Origin of the sequence: Micromonospora rhizosphaerae (assembly GCF_900091465.1) — a bacterium.
GTDB classification, from domain to species: Bacteria; Actinomycetota; Actinomycetes; order Mycobacteriales; family Micromonosporaceae; genus Micromonospora; species Micromonospora rhizosphaerae.
The window spans coordinates 4,623,431-4,641,475 of the sequence record NZ_FMHV01000002.1 but is presented as its reverse complement, the minus strand read 5'-3'; the positions used below and the strand labels follow the sequence as shown (position 1 = coordinate 4,641,475).

The window sequence follows — 18,045 nt, the reverse complement described above, 5'->3', positions numbered from 1 at the left end:
GCCTGTCTCCGATCGACGTTGCCGTGTCATTGCCGGGCGGCTGCCTCATCGTTGCCCATAGATCCTGTAGGATCCATGATTATGCGGGCTGTGTCCAGAGGTGCGAACGGTAGGATCTCAACCACCATGACAACGTCGATGACTTCCGATGGCGCCCCACTCGAGCCCGACCTCGGTCGGCCGGTCGAGCGGCGCGCCCTGCGGGATGGCGTGTATGACGCGATCCTGGAACTTCTCCTCGAAGGCAGGGTCAAACCGGGCGCATCCCTGAGCATCGACGCCCTCGCCCGCCAACTCGGCGTTTCCCCTACGCCGGTGCGGGAGGCGATGGTGCAGCTCGAGCACACGGGCCTGGTCACCCGGGCCGCGCTGAAGGGTTACCGGGTGGCCCCGCCGCTGTCGGCCGAGCGCATGTCCGAACTCGTCGACGCGCGCACCATCCTCGAGGTCGCCGCCGTGCGCGGCGCCGTACCGATGTCGGACGCGGCGCTGCTGGAGCTGAAGGCCGCGCATTCGGACCACGTGCTCGCGGGCGACCACGTCAAGCGCGTGCGGGCGAGAAACGACGAGCCGGGCTGGTCGGCCGTCCGCCGGTACTACACCGCGGACTGGGCGTTCCACCGCGTGATCCTCAGCCACTGCGGAAACCAGTACCTGCTGCAGCTGGCGGAGTTCCTCTCGCCTCAGGTGCATCGACTGCGGCAGTTGCTCGGTCACGGCCTCACCGACGTGGACCAGGCTTTGGCTGAGCACGGCGACATCCTCGACGCGATCGCCGCCGGCGACAACGAGCGGGCCGAGAACGCCATGCGGACGCACCTGCTGGCCGTGCGCGCCCGCTCGCTCGCCGAGAGCTGACCCGGACGGGGCGGGAGCCGCAAGAACTCCTTGACTCGGCGGGTTCTTGAGAAGATCCTATAGGAAACAGGGTCCGGACGGGGAGCCGTACCGGACCGCGCGACCGGAACGCCCAAGAGAGGAAGCAGATGCGCCAGACCGTCTCCGAGGCCCCGCCGCGGGTCGCGCTCACGATGGGCGATCCGGCCGGCATCGGCCCCGAGCTCACCGTTCGACTCCTGGCCACGCCCGAGAACCTGCACAAGGCCGAGGTGTACGTCCTGACCGACGCAGCCGAACTCAAGGCGGTCGCCGCCGAGGTCGGCGTCGAGGTGCCGGTGGCCGACGCGCCGACTCCCGGTCACGCCGTCCTTGTCGGCAGCGACCTGCCCGGGCGGCCAGTGGAGCGCAGGACCGTCAGCAAGGCGGCGGGGGAACGGGTGATGGCCGACCTGCTCAAGGCGCTCGGCCTCTACCGGTCCGGCACGGTGGACGCGATCATGTTCACGCCGCTGAACAAGGGATCGCTGCATCTGGCCGGTATGCACGAGGAGGACGAGCTCCGCTGGTTCGCCAAGAACCTGGGCTACGAGGGCACCACCTCCGAGTTGAACTTCATACCCGGACTGGTCACCTCCCGGGTGACCTCGCACATCCCGCTGAAGGACGTCGCAGCACGGATCAACGCCGACTCGGTCCTCGCGGCCATCCGCCTCCTCGACGACGTGCTCAAGGGGTCAGGGATCGCGGCACCCCGCCTCGCCGTCTGCGCGCTCAATCCGCACGCCGGCGAGAACGGCCAGTTCGGCCGCGAGGAGATCGAGCACATCGCCCCCGGGGTCGAGGCGGCCCGGGCTCAGGGAATGGACGCGACCGGCCCCTATCCGTGTGACACCGTCTTCATCAAGGCCAGGAACGGTGACTTCGACGGCGTAATCACGATGTATCACGACCAGGGCCAGATCGCGATGAAGCTCATGGGCTTCGATCGGGGCGTGACCGTGCAGGGTGGCCTTCCCGTCCCGATCGCGACCCCGGCGCACGGCACCGCGTTCGAGATCGTCGGCAAGGGCGTCGCCAACCTCGGTCCCAGCCAGCACGCCTACGACCTGGCCGTCGCTCTTGGACGGCGCAACCGGCAGGGCTGACGATGACCACAACAGTAGTCGGACCTGCCCCCACCGCAACCGCCTGCAAGCTCGCCCGGGACAACCGATAACCCAGCCGGGGCCGCCGCCGGACACGGACGGCTGCGGCCCCGGCCCCACCAGCCCGTTCGCCACCCGGCTCAGACGCCCGGCCCGCCCGCAGCCTCCCGGACCAGTCCGGCCAGGGACCGGTTCGTGCGGTTCGACCGCACCGCCGCCCGCTGCTGACCCGCCGTCACCTCGATGTACGTCTGCGACGACGCCAACGACGCGTGCCCCAGCAGCCGCATGATCTCCGCCGCGCTCGCCCCGTCCTCGGCCAACCGGGTCGCGAAGGTGTGCCGCAACGCGTGCAGCCGCGCGCCCCGCGGCACCCGGTCGACGATGCCGGCGCGCCGATAGCAGGAGTCCACCAGATACTGCAGTCCGCCGCGGCGCAGCGGCTCACCCCGCCGGTCCACCAGCAGCGGCGAGTTCGGGCGTACGCTGCGGGCGCCGAACCGGCGCGCGCGACTGTCCAGGTAGGCCGCCAGCAGCCGGTCCAGATCGTCCTCGATCGGCACCACCCGCGGACGCCCGCCCTTGCCGGCCACCTCCACCCGCCGCTCACCGGGGCGGCCGGCCAGCGACGCCACCCGCAACGCCAGCAGCTCGGACAGGCGCAGCCCGGCGCAGAGCGCCAGGGCCAGCACCGCCAGGTCCCGCTCGGGCCACGGATCGCGCTGCCGACCGTCATCCCGGGCCACCGCGGCGAGCAACTCCTCCGGGGTGTCCTCGCCGCGCAGCGGCTTGGGCTGGGGGAGCGGGGCGCGGGGCCGCCCCACCGCCGGCATCGGATTCCCCGGCACGACCCCCTCCGCGACCAGGAACGTGAAGAAGCTGTTCCAGGTCGACCAGGCCCGATGCACCGAGGCGGCGGCGCGTGGTGCGGCGAACCGGGCGAACGCCTGACGCATGACCCGGGGGGAGAGGGCCGTGATCGACAGCTCGTCGAGGGGGAGGGGAGGGGCCTCGCCGACCTGGCCGGCGACGGTGAGCAGGTCGCGCCGGTAGGCGGCCAGGGTGTGCGGGGAGGGCTTGCGGGTGGCCCGGGCGGTCAGGAACTCCTCGATCAGGCTTGCAACCGATTCGTCCTGTTTGTCATGCATAAGGTATATTATGCACGATTCTCGCGTTCCGGACCATAGTGGAACAGGGGAGACGACCTGCTTCTCCTGGCCGTCCGAGGGAGGTCCGCTCGGGTGTGGAGCGTTGTGCCACGATGGCGGTCGCAGCCCGGGGGCTCGACGAAGGGGGAGGCCGGATGACGCAGCCGGACGGTGCGGGTGGGCGACCCGGGGACGACCCGACACCGGCGCCGTGGGTTGCTCCCGACCAGTGGGAACCGCCATGGATGGCACCCACACCACCCGACCCGACGGCAGGCGCCAGTCCACACCCGCCGACCGAGCCGACGCCGGTACCCGCACCGACCACCCGCACGGTGGTGATCGGGCTCGTGCTCCTGCTCCTGGCCTGCGCCGGAGGCGGACTGATGCTGCTCCGGCGGGCGGCGACCGGCCCCGCCGATCCCTACCGGCACGTCACGGACCGACCGGCAGGGCAACCTGCCGTACCGCCGAGCATCAGCGCACCGGACGAGCCCCCAGGCCCGCATGCGGTCAGCTACGAGGTAACCGGCACGGGGCGCGCCTCGGTGCTGTACACGAAAAGCGCATCGGTCACCGGGATCGTGTCGGTGACCCTGCCGTGGCGGGCCACGCTGACGCTGGACGCCGGCGAGGTGACCCTGCGGGCGTTGACGCCACAAACCCCGCCCGAGGGCTTCGGATGCCGACTGGTGATTGACGGCGTGACGGTCGTCGACAGCACGCCGGACGAGTCCGATGCGGTCACCTGTCAGCTTTCGCCGGCCTGAGAGGCGACCCCCTGCGCGGGGGAAGGTGCGAGAACCTTCAGCTTGACATAATGTATATTATCGAACCTCAAGAAGGACGAGTTGTCTCACTAACTTGAACCACCGCGTTTGTTGTTGTTTCTCATTCATCCTGAGCCATTCTCAGTAAGTTGAGCCATCGCCTGACCCTTCTCGCTAAGTTGAGCCATCGTTGCCACAGGTGTCGCTCGCGATCTTGGTCCCCTACTACGTTCGGTAACCGCCATCGCTGCGCCGGACGCCGACGCGGGCAAGGCCAAAGATGTCGGAGTACGGGCTCGTGGTCGCCGGCGTGCTGCCCACCGCTCAACTGCCGGCGCTGGCCATAACCGACGTGTCCCCTCCCCTCGAGGCGTGATGCTCTCCCTGAGGCCAAGCGCGGCGGCGTGGATCCGCCCCCGGCCCTCCCGGCGTTTCAGCTTCGCCGCGAACCGGCCAGCGCACTGGCGAACCGGAAGCTGACCGTCGCCCTCCGGGCTGCCGTGCACCGGCCGCGCCCAGGCTGCGGACACGCAGACGATGCAGGATGGTGGGGTCCGGCGGACGTGGTCGAGCGAGCCTGAAGTGCTCACGCGACGAACAAACTGCTGCTAGCCTCAAAGCCGCAGGAGGCCCCAAGGGGTTCCCGCGCCCGCCTTGGGGCCCGCTCACGCGGGCCCTTCGTGCATCTGGCGGCCGATTCAGTTCCCGCACCACGGCTTCCGGCCCAGCTGCGCTCCGGTGGCTAGCGGATGGCCGTCGATCGCCAACGGACGAACAGTTGCTCGCCGGGCTCGTGGTGGATGTCGACCGGCAGGTTCAGCGGGGCCAGGTCGATGCCGGTGCCCGGCGGCAGCACGGTGAATCCCCGGCGACCGTAGTAGCTATCCAGCCCGGACTCGGCCGGGAACTGCCCGTACAGCAGCAGCCAATCCAACTGGTGGTAGAGGCGCACCGCACGACGCAGCAATACGTCGCCGATCCCGAGCCCCCTGGCGGTCGGAGCGACGGCCAGGCCTCGTATTTTGGCGACCTTCGTCGAGGCAACCAGCGCGAGCGGGAGCGGCACGCCGGCGGCTGCGGCTTCCGACAGCACGTTGCCGGGCGGCACCGCCTGCAGGGCACCGTGCAGTTGCCCACTCGGGCTCTCGGCGACCAGCACGGTGACCAGTCCGATCATCGCGTCCTGCGGCCGACCGACGGCGGCGGCCTCGGCTAGCGGGCGCAGCATCTGCGACGTGCCCGCCCGCAGCCCTGTCAGGATGGTGGTGGCGACAGTGCCGGCTTCGATGGTCTTTTCCAGCTCCTGGTCGAGGCTGAGTTCGGCAAGGGCCAGGAGATCCCGCACTTCGGCCGCGTCGCCTGGGGCGGCGAGCCGGATGCAAGTTCCCGCCGGCCCGGGCCAGCCCCGGAGCAGCCGGTCGGCCGTGATAGGCGGCATGCGTCCGGGCTTCTTCGTCGCTTGACTGGCCGACCGTGGCTTCGCCATGTGGGGACCGTACGCGTTGGGTGCGACAGAAAGAGTCACGACCAGGTCGAGGGAGTCCAGAGGACCCTGGCAGCAGGTGCGCCCTGACCAGTCACGACAACTGCCACAGCAGAGGCCAGGCGGGCGCCAATGCGGCGGCCCTGGCCTCTGCTGTGGCAGGCGAGCGCGCGAGGCTCCGCTGTCGAGCTGGTACTCGGCACCACAACCACATCATTTGCTGGTGCCGCGGTAACGGCTGATCATGATGAGAACCATGGTGACGGTGCCCACCAATCCAGCGAACGTGAGCAACCAGAGACCGGAACCGACGCTCATCTGTGTGGCTGCGCTCATCGCCTTTCCGATGCCAAGGACATCGTCCTTCCCGGACATTTCTGCTCGCATAGCCGTCTCAGCCGCCTGCAGGTCAGCGATCTTCCATGCGCCTACGCCAAACAGTCCGAGGGCAGCGAGGACGGCGAGGATGGGCACGACGACGGGCATGCGCTGGCCGCGCAGGCTCATGCCGGCGTACAGGACCAGAATCAGGCCGAGACCTGCGGTGATCCATCCGTCCGACCCGTCGACCCCGGACATGCTGATCGTGCCCACAATCGGTGCGCTGATTTTGGCCCAGGGCAGGAACGAGCCGATCACGGCGGCGATGCCGGCCCCCAACACGGTCCACTCGTGGATTGGACGTTCGGGGGCAGGCGCGGGCGCAGCAGCGGCCTCGACGGGTTGGTCACCGGACGGCGGCTCGTTGGGCGGCGGCGGTACCGGCGGGTTGGAACGCTGCACCATTTCGATTCCTCTGGATGTCGATGCCTTTCTCACCTTTGAGGCAGGCATGAGGACAGCAATCTAGATCGACGCTGGAGCAACGAACTAGCGACCGTACGGATGATCAAAAGGGAGCGAAAATCCGACGGAACCGTCGCTTATGGCAGCGACGTCACCTGTGTGGGCAAGCCAAATTGGCGAACTCTGTGCCCGGGCCACGAGACTCCATGGAGCAGTCGGCCAGGGGTGACGGGTGGCATCCCATCCAGGCACTCATCGCCTCCTCGGACGAGCCGAGGCCTGCCCTTCTAGCTGAACCGGAGTATCGGCGGGGATGACTACAGTGATGCTCCCGCTCTCAACACTTGAGGATCTGGTATGGCGTCCGAAGCCGAGGCATCCGAAGGCGAACTGTCCGTACCAGTGGACTACGTGCCGGGAGCGCGTGGCCACGCGGTCCTTGCCGTCGGCCCCGATAGCACCGGCGGAGAGGCCCTTGCCTTGTGGCGGCTCAGCCCGACCGGCCGTGCGGGTGGGGCCTGGGTTGTGCGTTTCGACGAGATCGAACGGGACCCCGACCAGTTGCGCCGGATCATGTGGATGCTTCAGGACAGGTGCCTGGTCGACTGGGACAGGGAGGCGCCGGCGCGCATCCTGGCCAGGATCGCCGACGTGTTGCCGGCCGAGCTGCTCACCGCGCTGCAGCGCAACATCCTCACCGTTCCCGAGCTCGTGACCGAGATCAGCGAGCAGCGGTCCATCTACGCCGCAGCGGTAGAGCGGCATCGTGCGGCGACGAAGTCAAAGATTGCTCCGCTCGCGTGGCCCACTCCGATCCCCGACCAGCAGGGCCTCGTCGAGTGGGCGGTCCGGACGCCGTCGGCCTCGGCGTCACCGGTGGCAGCGAGCGCCCTGGCGTTGACCGCGGTCGTCGCCAGGGCGCCGTCGTGGTGGTGGTCATCAGCTGGCGCAGCAGCCGCCGGTCTGGCCGCTGGTCGGGGTGTCGAGGCTGATGAGGCTCAGCGGTGCGGAGAGCAGGCCGCCGGGGATTCCGGTGGCGAGCCCGTGTCCGGCCCGCTGGGCTGCAGGGGCGGGGCCGCAGCAGCTGTCGGTGCCGGTGGAGTCGGCGGGGTTGCTGGTGCAGACGCCGGTTTCGGGCAGGTCGAGCTGGACGTCGCGGGCGGCGTCCCAGTCGCCGGCGAGGGCGGCGACGACGGAGCGGACCTGCTCGTAGCCGGTGGCCATGAGGAAGGTGGGGGCGCGGCCGTAGCACTTCATGCCGACGGCGTAGTAGCCGGCCTCGGGATGGGCGAGTTCGTCGGCGCCGTGCGGTGGGACGGTGCCGCAGGAGTGCTCGTTCGGGTCGATCAGCGGGGCGAGAGCCCGGGTGGCGCCCATGACCGGGTCGAGGTCCAGGCGCAGCTCGGCCGCGATCGAGTGGTCGGGGCGGAAGCCGGTGGCGGCGACGATCCGGTCCACCACGACCGACTCCTCACCGCCGTCGGCGTGCCGGACGACCACGGCGACCCGGCCGTCGGTCGGGGTGAGGGCGTGGACGGAGAAGCCGGTGAGCAGCCGGATCCGGCCGGCGTCCACGTGCTCGCGCAGCCGGGAGCCGAGCGCGCCACGGGCGGGCAGCGCGTCGGCGTCTCCGCCGCCGTAGGTGCGGGCCGGGCTGGCCGAGCGGATCGCCCAGGTCACCTCCGTGCCCGGCTCGCCGGCGGCCAGTTCGGCCAGGGAGAGCAGCGTGTTGGCAGCGGAGTGGCCGGCGCCGACGACGAGGGTGTGCCGGCCGGCGAAGCGGTCGCGGTCCGCGCCGAGCACGTCGGGCAGGGCGTGCTCGAGGAACGCCGCCACGTCCGTCTCGCCCCGGGCGGGCAGGCCGGAGGCGCCGAGGACGTTGGGGGTGCCCCAGGTGCCGGATGCGTCGATGACCGCGCGGGCCAGTAGCTCGTCACCGTCGGCGAGGCGGATCAGGAACGGCGTCTGGTCGCGTCCGGCGGTGCGCAGCCGGTCCAGGCCGAGGCGGCTGATGGCCTCGACGCGCGCGCCGTAGCGCAGGTGGGGCTTGAGCTGCGGCAGCTCTGCGAGGGGCTGGAGGTAGTCGGCGACCAGCTCCGCGCCGGTGGGCAGCGCGTCCTCGGCCGGGGCGACCCAGCCAGCGTCGTCGAGCAGACGGCGCGCGGCCGGGTCGACGTTGTAGCGCCACGGGGAGAACACCCGCACGTGCCCCCACTGCCGCACCGCCGCGCCGGCGGTGTCGCCGGCCTCCAGAACGAGGAAGGGCAGGCCGCGCTCGTGCAGGTGGGCGGCGGCGGCCAGACCCACCGGGCCCGCGCCGATTACCACGACGGGCAGCTCGTTCAGGACACTCATCGGAAAACTCCTCTGTGTTGAGAACTGTCGAATCAAGAAGGTGCAGTTGTGCTGGGGCAGGCGGAGCGCAACGGGTTCAGATGACGGGGCTGCGTCGCTCGAGGAGAACGACGTCGCGCCACCGCCCGTGGTGCCGGCCGACCCGCTCGCGGATGCCGATGACGCGGAAGCCGGCCCGCTGGTGCAGGGTGAGACTGGCGGTGTTCTCCGAAAAGACGCCGGACTGGATGGTCCAGATGCCGGCGGCCTCGGTCGAGGCGATCAGCGCGTCCAGCAGCAGCCGGGCCACGCCACGCCCTCGGGCGGCCGGGTCGACGTAGACGGAGTGCTCGACCACCCCGGCGTAGACCGCACGGCTCGACGTCGGAGACACCGCCACCCATCCGACCACGGTGTCGTCCGCGTCGACGGCCACGAGGCGGTGGTCAGGCAGCTTTCCCTCGTCGAATGTCGTCCAGGTCGGTGCGGTGGTCTCGAAGCTGGCGTTGCCGCCGTCGAGGCCGGCCTGGTAGATGGCGAGGACACGATCGGCGTCGTCCGAGGTCATCGGGCGGACGGTGATGTCGGCCATCAGCAGGCTCCGATCGGGTTGGGCGCGGGGCGGCCCATGACGACGTCGGCGGCGGAGGGGAAGCAGCCGACGCAGGCGTCGTTGATGCGGTAGTGGCGGGCGGTGCCGACCGGCTCGACGAGCACGAACCGCACCTCGGTGAGGATCTTCAGGTGTTGGGAGACGGTGGACTGGGCGAGCCCGACGGCGGCGACGATCTCCCCCACGCTCATCGGCCGGGCGTGCCGGGCGAGGTATTCGACGATCTGCACCCGGGTCGGGTCCGCCAGGGCCCGGAACCACGAGGCGTAGGTCCGCGCGGTCGCCCGGTCGAGCAGGTCGTCCACCATCACTCCTTCTATCGCTTATCGCCGATTGGCGATGAAAGCCTAGCAGGTGCCGTCCCGGTGAGGTGGGCGGTTGCGACGACGAGGCGGGCGATCGCGGTCAAGGTGGCGCGGTCGACGCGGTCGGGGGTGTCGGCAGGGCTGTGGTAGCCGCCCATCCCGGCGCCGATGCCGACCGCGGCGAGACCTGCTGCACCGTAGCGGCGGTTGTCCGAGGCCATCGGCCCCGCAGCGAGTGGGACGCCGGTGTGCCGGCCGGCCTGGTCCAGCAGCGCCAGGAGGCGGTGGGCGGGGCCGCCGGCCTCGACCGCCGCCGGCCCATCCAGGCGGCCTGCTCCGTCGACGTTGACCACCAGGGGTGCGCCGCCCTGGTCGCGCAGCTGCGCGGCGTGGTGAGCCGAGCCGAGCGCGCCCACCTCCTCGCCGTCGAGCAGGGCGACGCAGAGCCCGACCTCGTCGGGAAGTCCGCGGCCGAGGATGCGGGCGGCTTCGAGGACCACCGCGACGCCGCTGGCGTTGTCCGACGCTCCGGGCTGGCGCAGCCCCGGGTGGTCGCCGACGCCGTCGTAGTGGGCGGTCAGGAGCAGCTCCGCCCCGCCGGGGACGGCCTGCCGGAGCCGGGCGTGGATGTTGGTGCCGGTGACGTCGTCGCGGCGAACCGGCGTGGCGCCGGCGAACCAGCTGGCGCTGTCGGTTGCGGCGGCGAGAACGCCGCGGTGGGTGTCCGGGTCGAGGGTCAGGACGGGCAGCGGTCCCGGGTCCGGTCCGGCGAGGGTGGTGAACTGCCACCCGTCGGCGTCGACGGCTCGGCGGACGAGCAGCCCGGCCGCGCCGCGGGTGTCCCGGTATGCGTCGAACAGGCTCATCTCCGCCGGCACCACGAGCCACCGCCCGGCCGGGTCGTCGGCACCGGCGACGCCGAGCGGGCCGCGGCGGGTGTCGGCGGCGTCGGCGGAGGCGGAATGGATCGCGACCTGCCGACCGAAGACCAGCGGCGCGGAGCTGTTCCCGTCGCCCCAGATGACGGCTGGCGCCTCGTACACCTGCGGCACCGCCCGGACCGGGAACTCCTCAGTCCCGACCGCGGCACCGAGGGCGGCGAGCTGGTCGACGAGCCACGCCCGGGCTGCCGCGCCGCCGGCTGATCCAACTCGCCGTCCTGCCATGCGGTCGGAGGCGAGGGTGGCGACGGTCGCGGACATCCGGTCGGCGCTGACTTCCCGGAGCAGGACCGCGAGATCGTCTGGGGTGGTCATCCGCAGCACCCCTGTCCGGCGGCCACCGCGTCGGCCTTGGCCTGCGTGCCGCAGCACGAGCCGGCGGCTTCCGCGGCTTCCTGGGTGCCGCAGCACGGGCCGGCGCTCGCGGCCTCGCCGGCCGGCGGCAGGATCGAGCCCACGGCCTGGGCGGGGCTGCCGCAGCAGGCGCCGGAGCCGGTGACCCGTAGGGCGGCGGCCGGGTCGCCCGCGAAACCGCCGGTGGTCTGGGTGTTCTCGCTCATCACAGGTCCTCTCGTCAGCGGGGGCTGATCAGCGTGTAGACGGTGGTGCGGGCGCGGTCGTAGCGGCGCTGCGCACGCTGGTCGGCGGTGGAAACCTGGGCGCAGGAGTCGCAGAACCGGACTCCAGCGCGAAGAGCGGATGAGCGGCGGGTGGAGCCGAACATGGTGGTCCCCTTCCTCCAGACGCCTGTCTTGACGTCCGTCTAAGCAGACGGTTGCACGTTGATTAGAGAGATGTCAACCTAGAGGCATGTCAAAGCAACAGGCGCCACTTGCCCTCGTCGACCTCAACGCCGACGCGCCGTGCTGCCCCCCGCTGGCGCAGCGCCGGGTTCCGGCCGAGACGGCCGCGGTGCTCGCTCCCGCGTTCAAGGCCCTTGGAGACCCGGTGCGGCTGCAGTTGATGTCGATGATCGCCTCCGCCGAGGGCGGGGAGGCGTGCGTGTGCGACCTGACGCCGGCGTTCGACCTGACCGGGCCGACGATCTCGCACCACCTCAAGACGCTGCGCGAAGCGGGCCTGGTGGATGCCGAACGGCGGGGCACGTGGGTCTACTACCGCGCCCGCCCGGGAATCCTGCGCCAGCTCGCCGCCCTGCTGTCGGTCGAGCCCGCCCCCTCGTCGCAGGCGTAAGCCGCCGGGCAAACCCCGTGCCTACCAGCGCCGATCGCGAAACGCGATCAGCGTTGAGCGCCGGATCCCAAGTGCGAGGCGACGTCCGCCTTCCGCTGCCGGCGCTGGCGAGGCCGTCTGGACACATGAGCGGCGAGGGCAGTCATGACGTGCGCGGCGTCGCGACCGACGCCGCGCAGGGTGTTCGAAGCGAAGGATCGCTGGAACTCCAACCCGAGATAGACCAGCCCCGGGTGGGTGGTGGAGATCCCGCCCACCTGCCGGGGCGCGCCATGGTCGAGGGCGCCGAGGGGCTTGAGGTAGGCAACGTCCGGGCGGTAGCCGGTGGCGAAGATGACCGCGTCGACCGGCTCGGGCGTGCCGTCGGCCCAGCTGACGCCGTCAGGGGTGAAGGCGGTGAACATGTCCCGCCGGGAGAGCAGCCCGGAGGCGAGGGCGTCGCGGTAGACGCCGGTGTCGAGCACGGTGGCGTGTCGGACAAGACGGGTAAGGACCCGGCGTGGCAGGCGGTCCGCGCCGGTGACCCGCAGCCAGTGGTGGAGGTCCCGCCCGCCGAGGCGTTGGGGCAGGAAGCGCACGGGTTCCCGGGTGGCGAGCGTGACCCGTGCGTGGGCCGCGATCTCGTAGGCGACCTGGACGGCGGAGTTGCCGGCGCCAACGACGACCACTCGCTTGCCCGCGTACGCCTCCGGCTGGCGGTAGTGGGCGACGTGCCGGAGATCCCCGGCATAGTCGTCCTGGCCGGGGAGTGTCGGCAGGTACGGGTTGCCGAAGGATCCGCTGGCGGCGACGACGCCGACCGCGCCCAGCTCGTCGCCGGCGTCGGTGTGGACGAGGTATCCCCCGTCGCGGCGAGGGCGCACGGCGGTGACGCGGCTGCGGGTGCGGATGTCGACGTCCACGGTCTGCGCGTACCGGCGCAGGTACGCCGTGACCTCGTCGCGGCGGGGGTAGCGGTCCGGGTCGCCGTCGAAGGGCATGCCGGGCAGGGCGCTGTAACGCGCAGGCGAGAAGAGGGTGAGGCTGTCGTAGTAGTCGGGCCAGGAGCCGACGGGCTCGCTGCCCGCCTCCAGGACGACGGGCCGCAGGCCCGCGGTCAGGGCGGCTCGGGCGGCGGCGAGGCCTGACTGGCCACCGCCGATGATGATCACTGGCTCGGATGTCATGGGACGATCATATCGTCGTTTTGTTGAATGACAATATGATGATGGTGGGGGAAGGTAGGGCCATGAGCGACGCCACAGCCGGACAGCCCATAGGGGCATCCCCGCCCGCGCGCGCGGGCGGAGTCCCGGTGGGCCTGGCGCCGCAGACGCAGGAGTTCCTCAAGGCCCTGGGCAGCCCCACCAGGCAGCGGATCATGATGCTGTTCGCGCAGGGCGCTGAGCTGTCGGTGGGCGAGGTGGCCGAGCGGACGGGCATCAGCCAGGCCACGGCGTCGCAGCAGTTGACGCTGCTGCGACGCGGGCGGGTGGTCACCTCCCGTCGCGACGGGAAGACCGTGTACTACCGGGCCGATCGGGGCGGTGCGCTCGCCGCCCTCGCCGAGCTGCAGTCTTACCTGGCGACCTGCTGCTGACCAGCTCGCCCACCGGCGACCCGGCGTTTTAGCGCCGTCCACCCGGAAGCTGCGCAGTCCCCCGACCCGCATAACGAACCTGCAGGCATGACAGGTTAGGTGTGGAGTGTGATGGTGCCGGCTGTTCCGTCGACGGTTACGAGCTGCCCGGGGCGCAGTCGTTGGGTGGCGTCGCCGGTGCCGACGACGGCGGGGATGCCGTACTCACGGGCCACCAGGGAGGCGTGTGCGGCTAGGGTGCCGCCGTCGGTGACCACTGCGGCGGCGCGCGAGAACAACGGCGTCCATGCCGGGGCGGTGGCCTTCGCGACGAGCACTTGACCATCGGCGAAGCCGTCGAAGTCCTCCGGTCCGTGCACGATGGCGACTTCGCCGGTGGCTCGGCCGGCCGAGGCGGGATGCCCGACGATGGCGCCCTCGGCGGTCTCCGTGGTGCCACGGGCCTGTTGCACCGCGCGTTCGATGACGTCGCCGATCAGTCGCGCGGGACGGCCGAGGGTCAACGGCGCGGTCAGGCGGCGTTGGCGCTGCCAGAGCGCGCGCCGCTCTGCGGCCTTGGCGCTGAGCTGTCCGGGGTCGCCGGCGATCGCCGTGGTCATTTCGTCGCGGTTGCAGAAGTGGATGTCGTCGGGCTGCTCGATCGCCCCCAGGTCGGCCAGGTGCCGCCCGAGGCGGGCGGTGCAGGCCCGCAGGACGGGCCAGGCGAGGGTGAACTCGCGCGCCTGCTCCTCGCGGATGACGGCGTAGCGCTGGTTGACCTTTAGCAGCCGGTCGAAGTCAGCCAGCAGCCGCGGGCGGTCGGCCAGCGCCGCTCGGCAGCGTTGTTCGGCAACCACGCGCTGTTCGGCTAGTGAGCGGTAGCGGTCGCCGGCTCGGGGTGGTTGGCCGGTGGCTAGTTCTCCGGCGACCGGGTGATACCAATCGATGCTCTGTACGGCGTGCGCGCCGGGCACCGGCTGGGCGCCGGGGAGTCCGCGCAGCAGCACCTGCGCGCCGCCCTCATCGTCGGGTAGCACGTCGATGAGATGCCGGCGGACGAAGCGAGTCAGGCAGGCTTCCATCTTCCACGCCGACCCGCCGACGATCGCCAGATACCAGAGGTAGATCCCGGCTTCTTGCCCGAGTGCGTCGACGAGCTCGGCCAGTCGCCGCGGTGATGCCGTGTCGACCTGCGCCTCTGCGGTGGCCACAACGCGTCGATAGCCGGGCAGTTGTTGTTCACGCCAGGTCCGCTCCAGTTCGGACAGCACGACGCGGTCGGCGGCATCCGGGTCATAGCTGACCCGGATCAACGCGTTGAGCAGGATCTTGACCGCCCGAGTGCGGCCCTGCCACAGCACGCCGGCCAACAGTTTCGATGACGGGATCGGCGTGGCGTTGTAGTACCAGCCGTTGACCAGCGCGTACCGGAACGGCACTCGCACCCCGACGCTGCCGTACATCCCATCGAGATACCCGTCCTCGAGCACCGGCAGCAGCCAGCTGGCAAACAGCGGAGTGACCGCCTCGGGGAGCCATTCCCCGAGCCGGAAGTTGCGCATCCACAACCCCGGCCCCGGCGCCGTCCACGACACCGGCTCCGGCACCGCGGTCATCGGCCGGGCCTGCAGCAGCCACAGCTGGCCCGCCCGGTCGATGGCCCACTCCACGTCCTGCGGGCGGCCGTCGTACCGGTCGGCGATCCGGCACGACAGCTCCGCGACCGCGTCGGCCTGGCCGTCGGCGAGGACCCGTCCACCGCCGGGGCCGGACCGGGTCATCGCGGTGCGGCTCGCGGTGACCGTCCACTCTTCGCCGGTCGTCTCACCCGACACCAGCGGATCCCCCAACCCCGCGACGGCGGCCACTATCGTCTGATCGCGGTCGCCGGTGACCGGATGCGCGGTGAAGGCCACCCCGGCCGCAACTGGGTCCACCATCACCTGCACTAGCACCGCCATCGCCGCCGTCGCCCCGCCGTGGCGCTGGTGGTAGGCGGTGACCCGCTCGCTGCCGGCCGCGGCGAAGCATCGCCGCACCGCCTCACCCAGCCCGTCGGCCGGCACGTTCAGGTACGTCTCGTACAGGCCGGCGTACGAGGCATCCGGTAGATCCTCGGCCGCTCCCGACGAACGCACCGCGAACCGGTTCCCGCCCAGGCCCTCGACGCCGGCCGCAAGCCGTCCATCCAACTGCGGGTCGTCGAGGGCTGCGGCGGTGACCACGATGCCGGGCGGCACCGGGAACCCGGCCGCGGTCAGGTCCGCCAGCACGGCCGCCTTCCCACCGATGACCGCCCGGTCGACCGGGCTCGCCTGCGCCAGGTCCACGACCGTCAGGTTGGAGTCCATCACCCACCACCATATGTAGCATTGCAAAGTATTGTGACGCTACAGTAGATGCGCTGGGACACAACCGGCAAGAAGGAGCCACAGGTGTTGCCGATGCGACCGGAACTACTCAAGGGCCATCTCGACGCGTTGCTGCTCGCGGTCCTGGAACCCGGGCCACAGCACGGCTACGCCGTCATCGAAGCCCTGCGAGCCAGCAGCGACGGGGCACTGGACCTGCCGACCGGCACCGTCTACCCGGCGCTGCACCGCCTCGAACGCGCAGGCCTGATCGCCAGCGACTGGCATACCGTCGGCGGCCGCCGCCGCCGTGCCTACCACCTCACCCCAGCCGGACAGGCCGCGCTCAGTGAGCAGCGGGCAGTCTGGGACCACTTCTCCACCGCCGTCACCACAGTTCTGGGCAGGCGGGCATGGCCAACGACCGCCTGACCACCCAAGCCGGCGAAGCGCGTCTCGACGCCTACCTGGGCGACCTCGCCGCACGACTGCGCGGACCACGCCGGCGCCGGGAGCAGATCCTCGCCGAACTACGCGACGGACTCCACCACGCCGTCACCGACCGCACCGCCGCCGGCCTGCCCCACGGTGAGGCGGTCGCCGCCGCGATCGCCCAGTTCGGCACCCCGCAAGCGGTCGCCGAGGCCTTCGCCGGGGAACTAGCCACCGCCTACGCCCGGCGCACCATCGCGTGGTACATCGCCACCGGACCTCTCGTGGGCATCTGGTGGCTCCTGCTCCTGCAGCCCCACCCCTGGCGCACCGGCCTGGTCGCCCTATTGGCCGCGATCCCCGTCATCCCACTGATCATCATCGCGATCGCCACCGCAGCCGGAGCCTTCGCCACCACCGGTCGCCTCATGCGCTGGCTACCCGAAGCAACCCCACATCACGCACTCGCCGCGACCACCACCATTGCCGCCCTTGCGCTCGCCGGGGATCTCACGGTGCTCGCCAGCTACCTCCGGTCAGACATCCCGGCCCACTCACTGGCCACGTTCGCCGTCGCCGCCAGCCTCACTCGGATCGCCTGCAGCCTGGTCACGATGCGCCACGCCACCGCGATGAGCACCTCACAGCCCTCCTGATCATCGGACCACCCGCTGGCTGAGCCGCACCAAGCACCCGTGGGTTGATCTCGCACTTCAGTTGACGAACGACAGATCACTCAGCGATAGTTGACTCAATGAACGCTGAGCTTGCTTCCCTGGCCAGGCGCGCACGGATCCACGCCGCACTCGGCGACCCGGCGCGCCTGGCGATCGTGGACGCGCTCAGCCTGGGCGACGCCTCGCCCGGGGAGATCGCCCACACCCTCGACATGCCGACCAATCTCGTCGCCCACCACGTCAAGGTGCTCACCGAGGCCGGCCTCGTCGTGCGGACCCGGTCGGAGGGCGACCGGCGGCGCACCTATCTCCGACTCCAGCCGGCAGCCCTGGCCGCCCTCACCCCTCCCCCGCTGGCCGATGTGGGACGGGTGGTTTTCGTGTGTACCCACAACTCCGCCCGCTCCCAACTGGCCGCCGCCCTGTGGAAGCGACGCACCCACGGGGACGCCGCCTCGGCCGGCACCAAGCCTGCGGCCCGAGTGCATCCCCGCGCACTCGCCGTGGCCCACCGCCACTCCCTCGACCTCGACGCGACCGCCACCGCGCACGTCAACGACGTCGTCCGCGCCGACGACCTGGTCATCGCCGTCTGCGACAACGCCCACGAAGAGCTCACCGGGCCGGTCCGCCCCCGCCTGCACTGGTCCGTGCCGGACCCAGTCCGCATCGACACCGACGAAGCGTTCGAGACGGCCTACGCCGACCTCGCCGACCGCGTCGACCGCCTCGCCCCCACCACCACGTTGAGAGGCACCCGATGACCGACATCAGCGCCCACTACCAGGAGATCACCCTCGACCAGCAGCTCGCCCTGCACACCGCCGCGACCCGGCTGGCCGACGAGTTCGACGACATCTACAGCACCGAGACCATCGAGCGGTTCCTGCACACCAGCTACGACCAGTTCGCCACCGCCGCCAGCATCCCGAACTACCTTCCGCTGCTCGCCGAGCGCTTCGCCCGCCAGCGGTTGCGGGCCCTCGCCCGGGTCGAGGGACACCACCGCGACGGCCGTCCCGTCGTCCTGTTCCTGTGCACCCACAACGCCGGCCGCTCCCAGATGGCCCTGGGCTTCTTCACCCACCTCGCCGGCGACCACGCCATCGCCTGGTCGGGTGGCAGCGAACCCGGCATCGAGATCAACCCCTCCGCCATCGCGGCGATGGCCGAACGCGGCATCGACATCTCCGAGGAGTTCCCCAAGCCGTGGACCGACGAGGTGGTCCGCGCCGCCGACGTGGTCGTCACGATGGGGTGCGGCGACGCCTGCCCAGTCTTCCCCGGTACCCGTTACGAGAACTGGGACATCGACGACCCCGCAGGCCTCAACGTCGCCGATGTGCGGCCAATCCGAGACGAGATCGAGCGCCGGATCCGCCGGCTCCTCGACGACCTGCACGTTCCCGCCACCCGATAACCCGCTGCGCCCCGATGGTCGGGGCAATCAGATCATGGGAGAGAAAAC

20 protein-coding genes and 1 pseudogene are annotated in these 18,045 nt (G+C 71.0%); 10 read left to right on the top strand and 11 right to left on the bottom strand.

Annotated features, from left to right (window positions below):
* Positions 1-90 precede the first annotated feature (90 nt).
* Positions 91-858: a GntR family transcriptional regulator gene (locus tag GA0070624_RS21790; RefSeq protein ID WP_218105247.1), complete on the top strand. Its 768-nt coding sequence runs from the start codon at positions 91-93 to the stop codon at positions 856-858.
* A gap of 128 nt (positions 859-986) precedes the next feature.
* Positions 987-1,985, top strand: coding sequence for a 4-hydroxythreonine-4-phosphate dehydrogenase PdxA (locus GA0070624_RS21785; protein WP_091343937.1), 999 nt, complete (start codon positions 987-989; stop codon positions 1,983-1,985).
* Positions 1,986-2,125: 140 nt separating this feature from the next.
* Here GA0070624_RS21785 and GA0070624_RS21780 read toward each other — a convergent pair whose 3' ends face one another.
* Entirely contained in the window at positions 2,126-3,133 is a 1,008-nt protein-coding gene (locus tag GA0070624_RS21780) for a tyrosine-type recombinase/integrase (protein WP_091343934.1), read from the bottom strand.
* 386 nt (positions 3,134-3,519) lie between these two features.
* Between GA0070624_RS21780 and GA0070624_RS34920 the strand changes: the two genes are divergently transcribed.
* Entirely contained in the window at positions 3,520-3,903 is a 384-nt protein-coding gene (locus GA0070624_RS34920; protein WP_176731814.1) for an MmpS family transport accessory protein, read from the top strand.
* A 742-nt stretch (positions 3,904-4,645) separates the two neighbouring features.
* Here GA0070624_RS34920 and GA0070624_RS21770 read toward each other — a convergent pair.
* Both GA0070624_RS21770 and GA0070624_RS21765 read right to left on the bottom strand, forming a co-directional pair.
* On the bottom strand, positions 4,646-5,389 hold the full coding sequence (locus GA0070624_RS21770; protein ID WP_141715124.1) for a GNAT family N-acetyltransferase: 744 nt from the start codon (positions 5,387-5,389) through the stop codon (positions 4,646-4,648).
* A gap of 210 nt (positions 5,390-5,599) precedes the next feature.
* A complete protein-coding gene (locus GA0070624_RS21765) occupies positions 5,600-6,172 on the bottom strand; it encodes a hypothetical protein (RefSeq protein ID WP_141715123.1) in 573 nt (190 codons plus the stop codon).
* 357 nt (positions 6,173-6,529) lie between these two features.
* Here GA0070624_RS21765 and GA0070624_RS36935 point away from each other — a divergent pair.
* Positions 6,530-7,096: pseudogene (locus tag GA0070624_RS36935) on the top strand (DUF6218 family protein); the annotation flags it as partial.
* A 15-nt stretch (positions 7,097-7,111) separates the two neighbouring features.
* Here the strand turns inward: GA0070624_RS36935 and GA0070624_RS21760 are convergent.
* The 6 genes from GA0070624_RS21760 to GA0070624_RS34915 form a co-directional block, all read right to left on the bottom strand.
* On the bottom strand, positions 7,112-8,527 hold the full coding sequence (locus GA0070624_RS21760) for an FAD-dependent oxidoreductase (protein WP_091343924.1): 1,416 nt from the start codon (positions 8,525-8,527) through the stop codon (positions 7,112-7,114).
* A 76-nt stretch (positions 8,528-8,603) separates the two neighbouring features.
* Positions 8,604-9,098: a GNAT family N-acetyltransferase gene (locus GA0070624_RS21755; RefSeq protein WP_091343921.1), complete on the bottom strand. Its 495-nt coding sequence runs from the start codon at positions 9,096-9,098 to the stop codon at positions 8,604-8,606.
* The gene (locus tag GA0070624_RS21750) at positions 9,098-9,427 is read right to left on the bottom strand and encodes an ArsR/SmtB family transcription factor (protein WP_091343918.1); all 330 of its coding nucleotides are present in this window, start codon (positions 9,425-9,427) and stop codon (positions 9,098-9,100) included. Before GA0070624_RS21750 ends, GA0070624_RS21755 begins: the two co-directional genes overlap by 1 nt.
* 8 nt (positions 9,428-9,435) lie before the next feature.
* A complete protein-coding gene (locus tag GA0070624_RS21745) occupies positions 9,436-10,680 on the bottom strand; it encodes a M28 family metallopeptidase (RefSeq protein ID WP_176731813.1) in 1,245 nt (414 codons plus the stop codon).
* On the bottom strand, positions 10,677-10,925 hold the full coding sequence (locus GA0070624_RS21740; protein WP_091343916.1) for a hypothetical protein: 249 nt from the start codon (positions 10,923-10,925) through the stop codon (positions 10,677-10,679). The genes GA0070624_RS21745 and GA0070624_RS21740 overlap by 4 nt, the downstream gene beginning before the upstream one ends.
* A gap of 14 nt (positions 10,926-10,939) precedes the next feature.
* Positions 10,940-11,089, bottom strand: a complete 150-nt coding sequence (locus tag GA0070624_RS34915; RefSeq protein WP_157551546.1) for a hypothetical protein — start codon at positions 11,087-11,089, stop codon at positions 10,940-10,942.
* Positions 11,090-11,175: 86 nt separating this feature from the next.
* On the opposite strand from GA0070624_RS34915, the gene GA0070624_RS21735 reads away from it, so the two are divergent.
* Positions 11,176-11,559 carry an ArsR/SmtB family transcription factor gene (locus tag GA0070624_RS21735; protein ID WP_091343914.1) on the top strand — a complete coding sequence of 128 codons (384 nt, stop codon included), beginning with the start codon at positions 11,176-11,178 and terminating at the stop codon, positions 11,557-11,559.
* A 47-nt stretch (positions 11,560-11,606) separates the two neighbouring features.
* Here the strand turns inward: GA0070624_RS21735 and GA0070624_RS21730 are convergent, their stop codons facing one another.
* Positions 11,607-12,725, bottom strand: coding sequence for a flavin-containing monooxygenase (locus GA0070624_RS21730; RefSeq protein WP_091343912.1), 1,119 nt, complete (start codon positions 12,723-12,725; stop codon positions 11,607-11,609).
* Positions 12,726-12,787: 62 nt separating this feature from the next.
* Between GA0070624_RS21730 and GA0070624_RS21725 the strand changes: the two genes are divergently transcribed.
* Complete coding sequence (locus GA0070624_RS21725; protein ID WP_091349248.1) at positions 12,788-13,138, top strand: ArsR/SmtB family transcription factor; 351 nt, start codon at positions 12,788-12,790, stop codon at positions 13,136-13,138.
* Positions 13,139-13,233: 95 nt separating this feature from the next.
* Here GA0070624_RS21725 and GA0070624_RS21720 read toward each other — a convergent pair whose 3' ends face one another.
* Positions 13,234-15,468 carry a PEP/pyruvate-binding domain-containing protein gene (locus tag GA0070624_RS21720; RefSeq protein ID WP_091343909.1) on the bottom strand — a complete coding sequence of 745 codons (2,235 nt, stop codon included), beginning with the start codon at positions 15,466-15,468 and terminating at the stop codon, positions 13,234-13,236.
* A gap of 93 nt (positions 15,469-15,561) precedes the next feature.
* Between GA0070624_RS21720 and GA0070624_RS21715 the strand changes: the two genes are divergently transcribed.
* The 4 genes from GA0070624_RS21715 to GA0070624_RS35940 all read left to right on the top strand — a co-directional run bounded on the left by GA0070624_RS21715 (position 15,562) and on the right by GA0070624_RS35940 (position 17,997).
* Complete coding sequence (locus GA0070624_RS21715; RefSeq protein ID WP_091349244.1) at positions 15,562-15,900, top strand: PadR family transcriptional regulator; 339 nt, start codon at positions 15,562-15,564, stop codon at positions 15,898-15,900.
* On the top strand, positions 15,882-16,556 hold the full coding sequence (locus GA0070624_RS21710) for a permease prefix domain 1-containing protein (protein WP_091343907.1): 675 nt from the start codon (positions 15,882-15,884) through the stop codon (positions 16,554-16,556). Before GA0070624_RS21715 ends, GA0070624_RS21710 begins: the two co-directional genes overlap by 19 nt.
* A gap of 98 nt (positions 16,557-16,654) precedes the next feature.
* Positions 16,655-17,341: an arsenate reductase/protein-tyrosine-phosphatase family protein gene (locus tag GA0070624_RS21705; protein WP_091343905.1), complete on the top strand. Its 687-nt coding sequence runs from the start codon at positions 16,655-16,657 to the stop codon at positions 17,339-17,341.
* Positions 17,338-17,997, top strand: coding sequence for an arsenate reductase ArsC (locus tag GA0070624_RS35940; protein ID WP_091343903.1), 660 nt, complete (start codon positions 17,338-17,340; stop codon positions 17,995-17,997). The genes GA0070624_RS21705 and GA0070624_RS35940 overlap by 4 nt, the downstream gene beginning before the upstream one ends.
* The last annotated feature ends 48 nt before the right edge of the window (positions 17,998-18,045 follow it).

Excerpts from the sequence above, each read along its gene's own strand:
- GA0070624_RS21760 (WP_091343924.1), bottom strand. The coding sequence starts at position 8,527 with ATGAGTGTCCTGAACGAGCTGCCCGTCGTGGTAATCGGCGCGGGCCCG.
- GA0070624_RS35940 (WP_091343903.1), top strand. The coding sequence starts at position 17,338 with ATGACCGACATCAGCGCCCACTACCAGGAGATCACCCTCGACCAGCAG.
- GA0070624_RS21720 (WP_091343909.1), bottom strand. The coding sequence starts at position 15,468 with ATGGACTCCAACCTGACGGTCGTGGACCTGGCGCAGGCGAGCCCGGTC.
- GA0070624_RS21780 (WP_091343934.1), bottom strand. The coding sequence starts at position 3,133 with ATGCATGACAAACAGGACGAATCGGTTGCAAGCCTGATCGAGGAGTTC.
- GA0070624_RS21725 (WP_091349248.1), top strand. The coding sequence starts at position 12,788 with ATGAGCGACGCCACAGCCGGACAGCCCATAGGGGCATCCCCGCCCGCG.
- GA0070624_RS21740 (WP_091343916.1), bottom strand. The coding sequence starts at position 10,925 with ATGAGCGAGAACACCCAGACCACCGGCGGTTTCGCGGGCGACCCGGCC.
- GA0070624_RS21710 (WP_091343907.1), top strand. The coding sequence starts at position 15,882 with ATGGCCAACGACCGCCTGACCACCCAAGCCGGCGAAGCGCGTCTCGAC.
- GA0070624_RS21735 (WP_091343914.1), top strand. The coding sequence starts at position 11,176 with ATGTCAAAGCAACAGGCGCCACTTGCCCTCGTCGACCTCAACGCCGAC.
- GA0070624_RS21750 (WP_091343918.1), bottom strand. The coding sequence starts at position 9,427 with ATGGTGGACGACCTGCTCGACCGGGCGACCGCGCGGACCTACGCCTCG.
- GA0070624_RS21785 (WP_091343937.1), top strand. The coding sequence starts at position 987 with ATGCGCCAGACCGTCTCCGAGGCCCCGCCGCGGGTCGCGCTCACGATG.
- GA0070624_RS21715 (WP_091349244.1), top strand. The coding sequence starts at position 15,562 with ATGCGACCGGAACTACTCAAGGGCCATCTCGACGCGTTGCTGCTCGCG.
- GA0070624_RS21745 (WP_176731813.1), bottom strand. The coding sequence starts at position 10,680 with ATGACCACCCCAGACGATCTCGCGGTCCTGCTCCGGGAAGTCAGCGCC.
- GA0070624_RS21730 (WP_091343912.1), bottom strand. The coding sequence starts at position 12,725 with ATGACATCCGAGCCAGTGATCATCATCGGCGGTGGCCAGTCAGGCCTC.
- GA0070624_RS34920 (WP_176731814.1), top strand. The coding sequence starts at position 3,520 with ATGCTGCTCCGGCGGGCGGCGACCGGCCCCGCCGATCCCTACCGGCAC.
- GA0070624_RS21705 (WP_091343905.1), top strand. The coding sequence starts at position 16,655 with ATGAACGCTGAGCTTGCTTCCCTGGCCAGGCGCGCACGGATCCACGCC.
- GA0070624_RS21770 (WP_141715124.1), bottom strand. The coding sequence starts at position 5,389 with ATGGCGAAGCCACGGTCGGCCAGTCAAGCGACGAAGAAGCCCGGACGC.
- GA0070624_RS21755 (WP_091343921.1), bottom strand. The coding sequence starts at position 9,098 with ATGGCCGACATCACCGTCCGCCCGATGACCTCGGACGACGCCGATCGT.
- GA0070624_RS21765 (WP_141715123.1), bottom strand. The coding sequence starts at position 6,172 with ATGGTGCAGCGTTCCAACCCGCCGGTACCGCCGCCGCCCAACGAGCCG.
- GA0070624_RS34915 (WP_157551546.1), bottom strand. The coding sequence starts at position 11,089 with ATGTTCGGCTCCACCCGCCGCTCATCCGCTCTTCGCGCTGGAGTCCGG.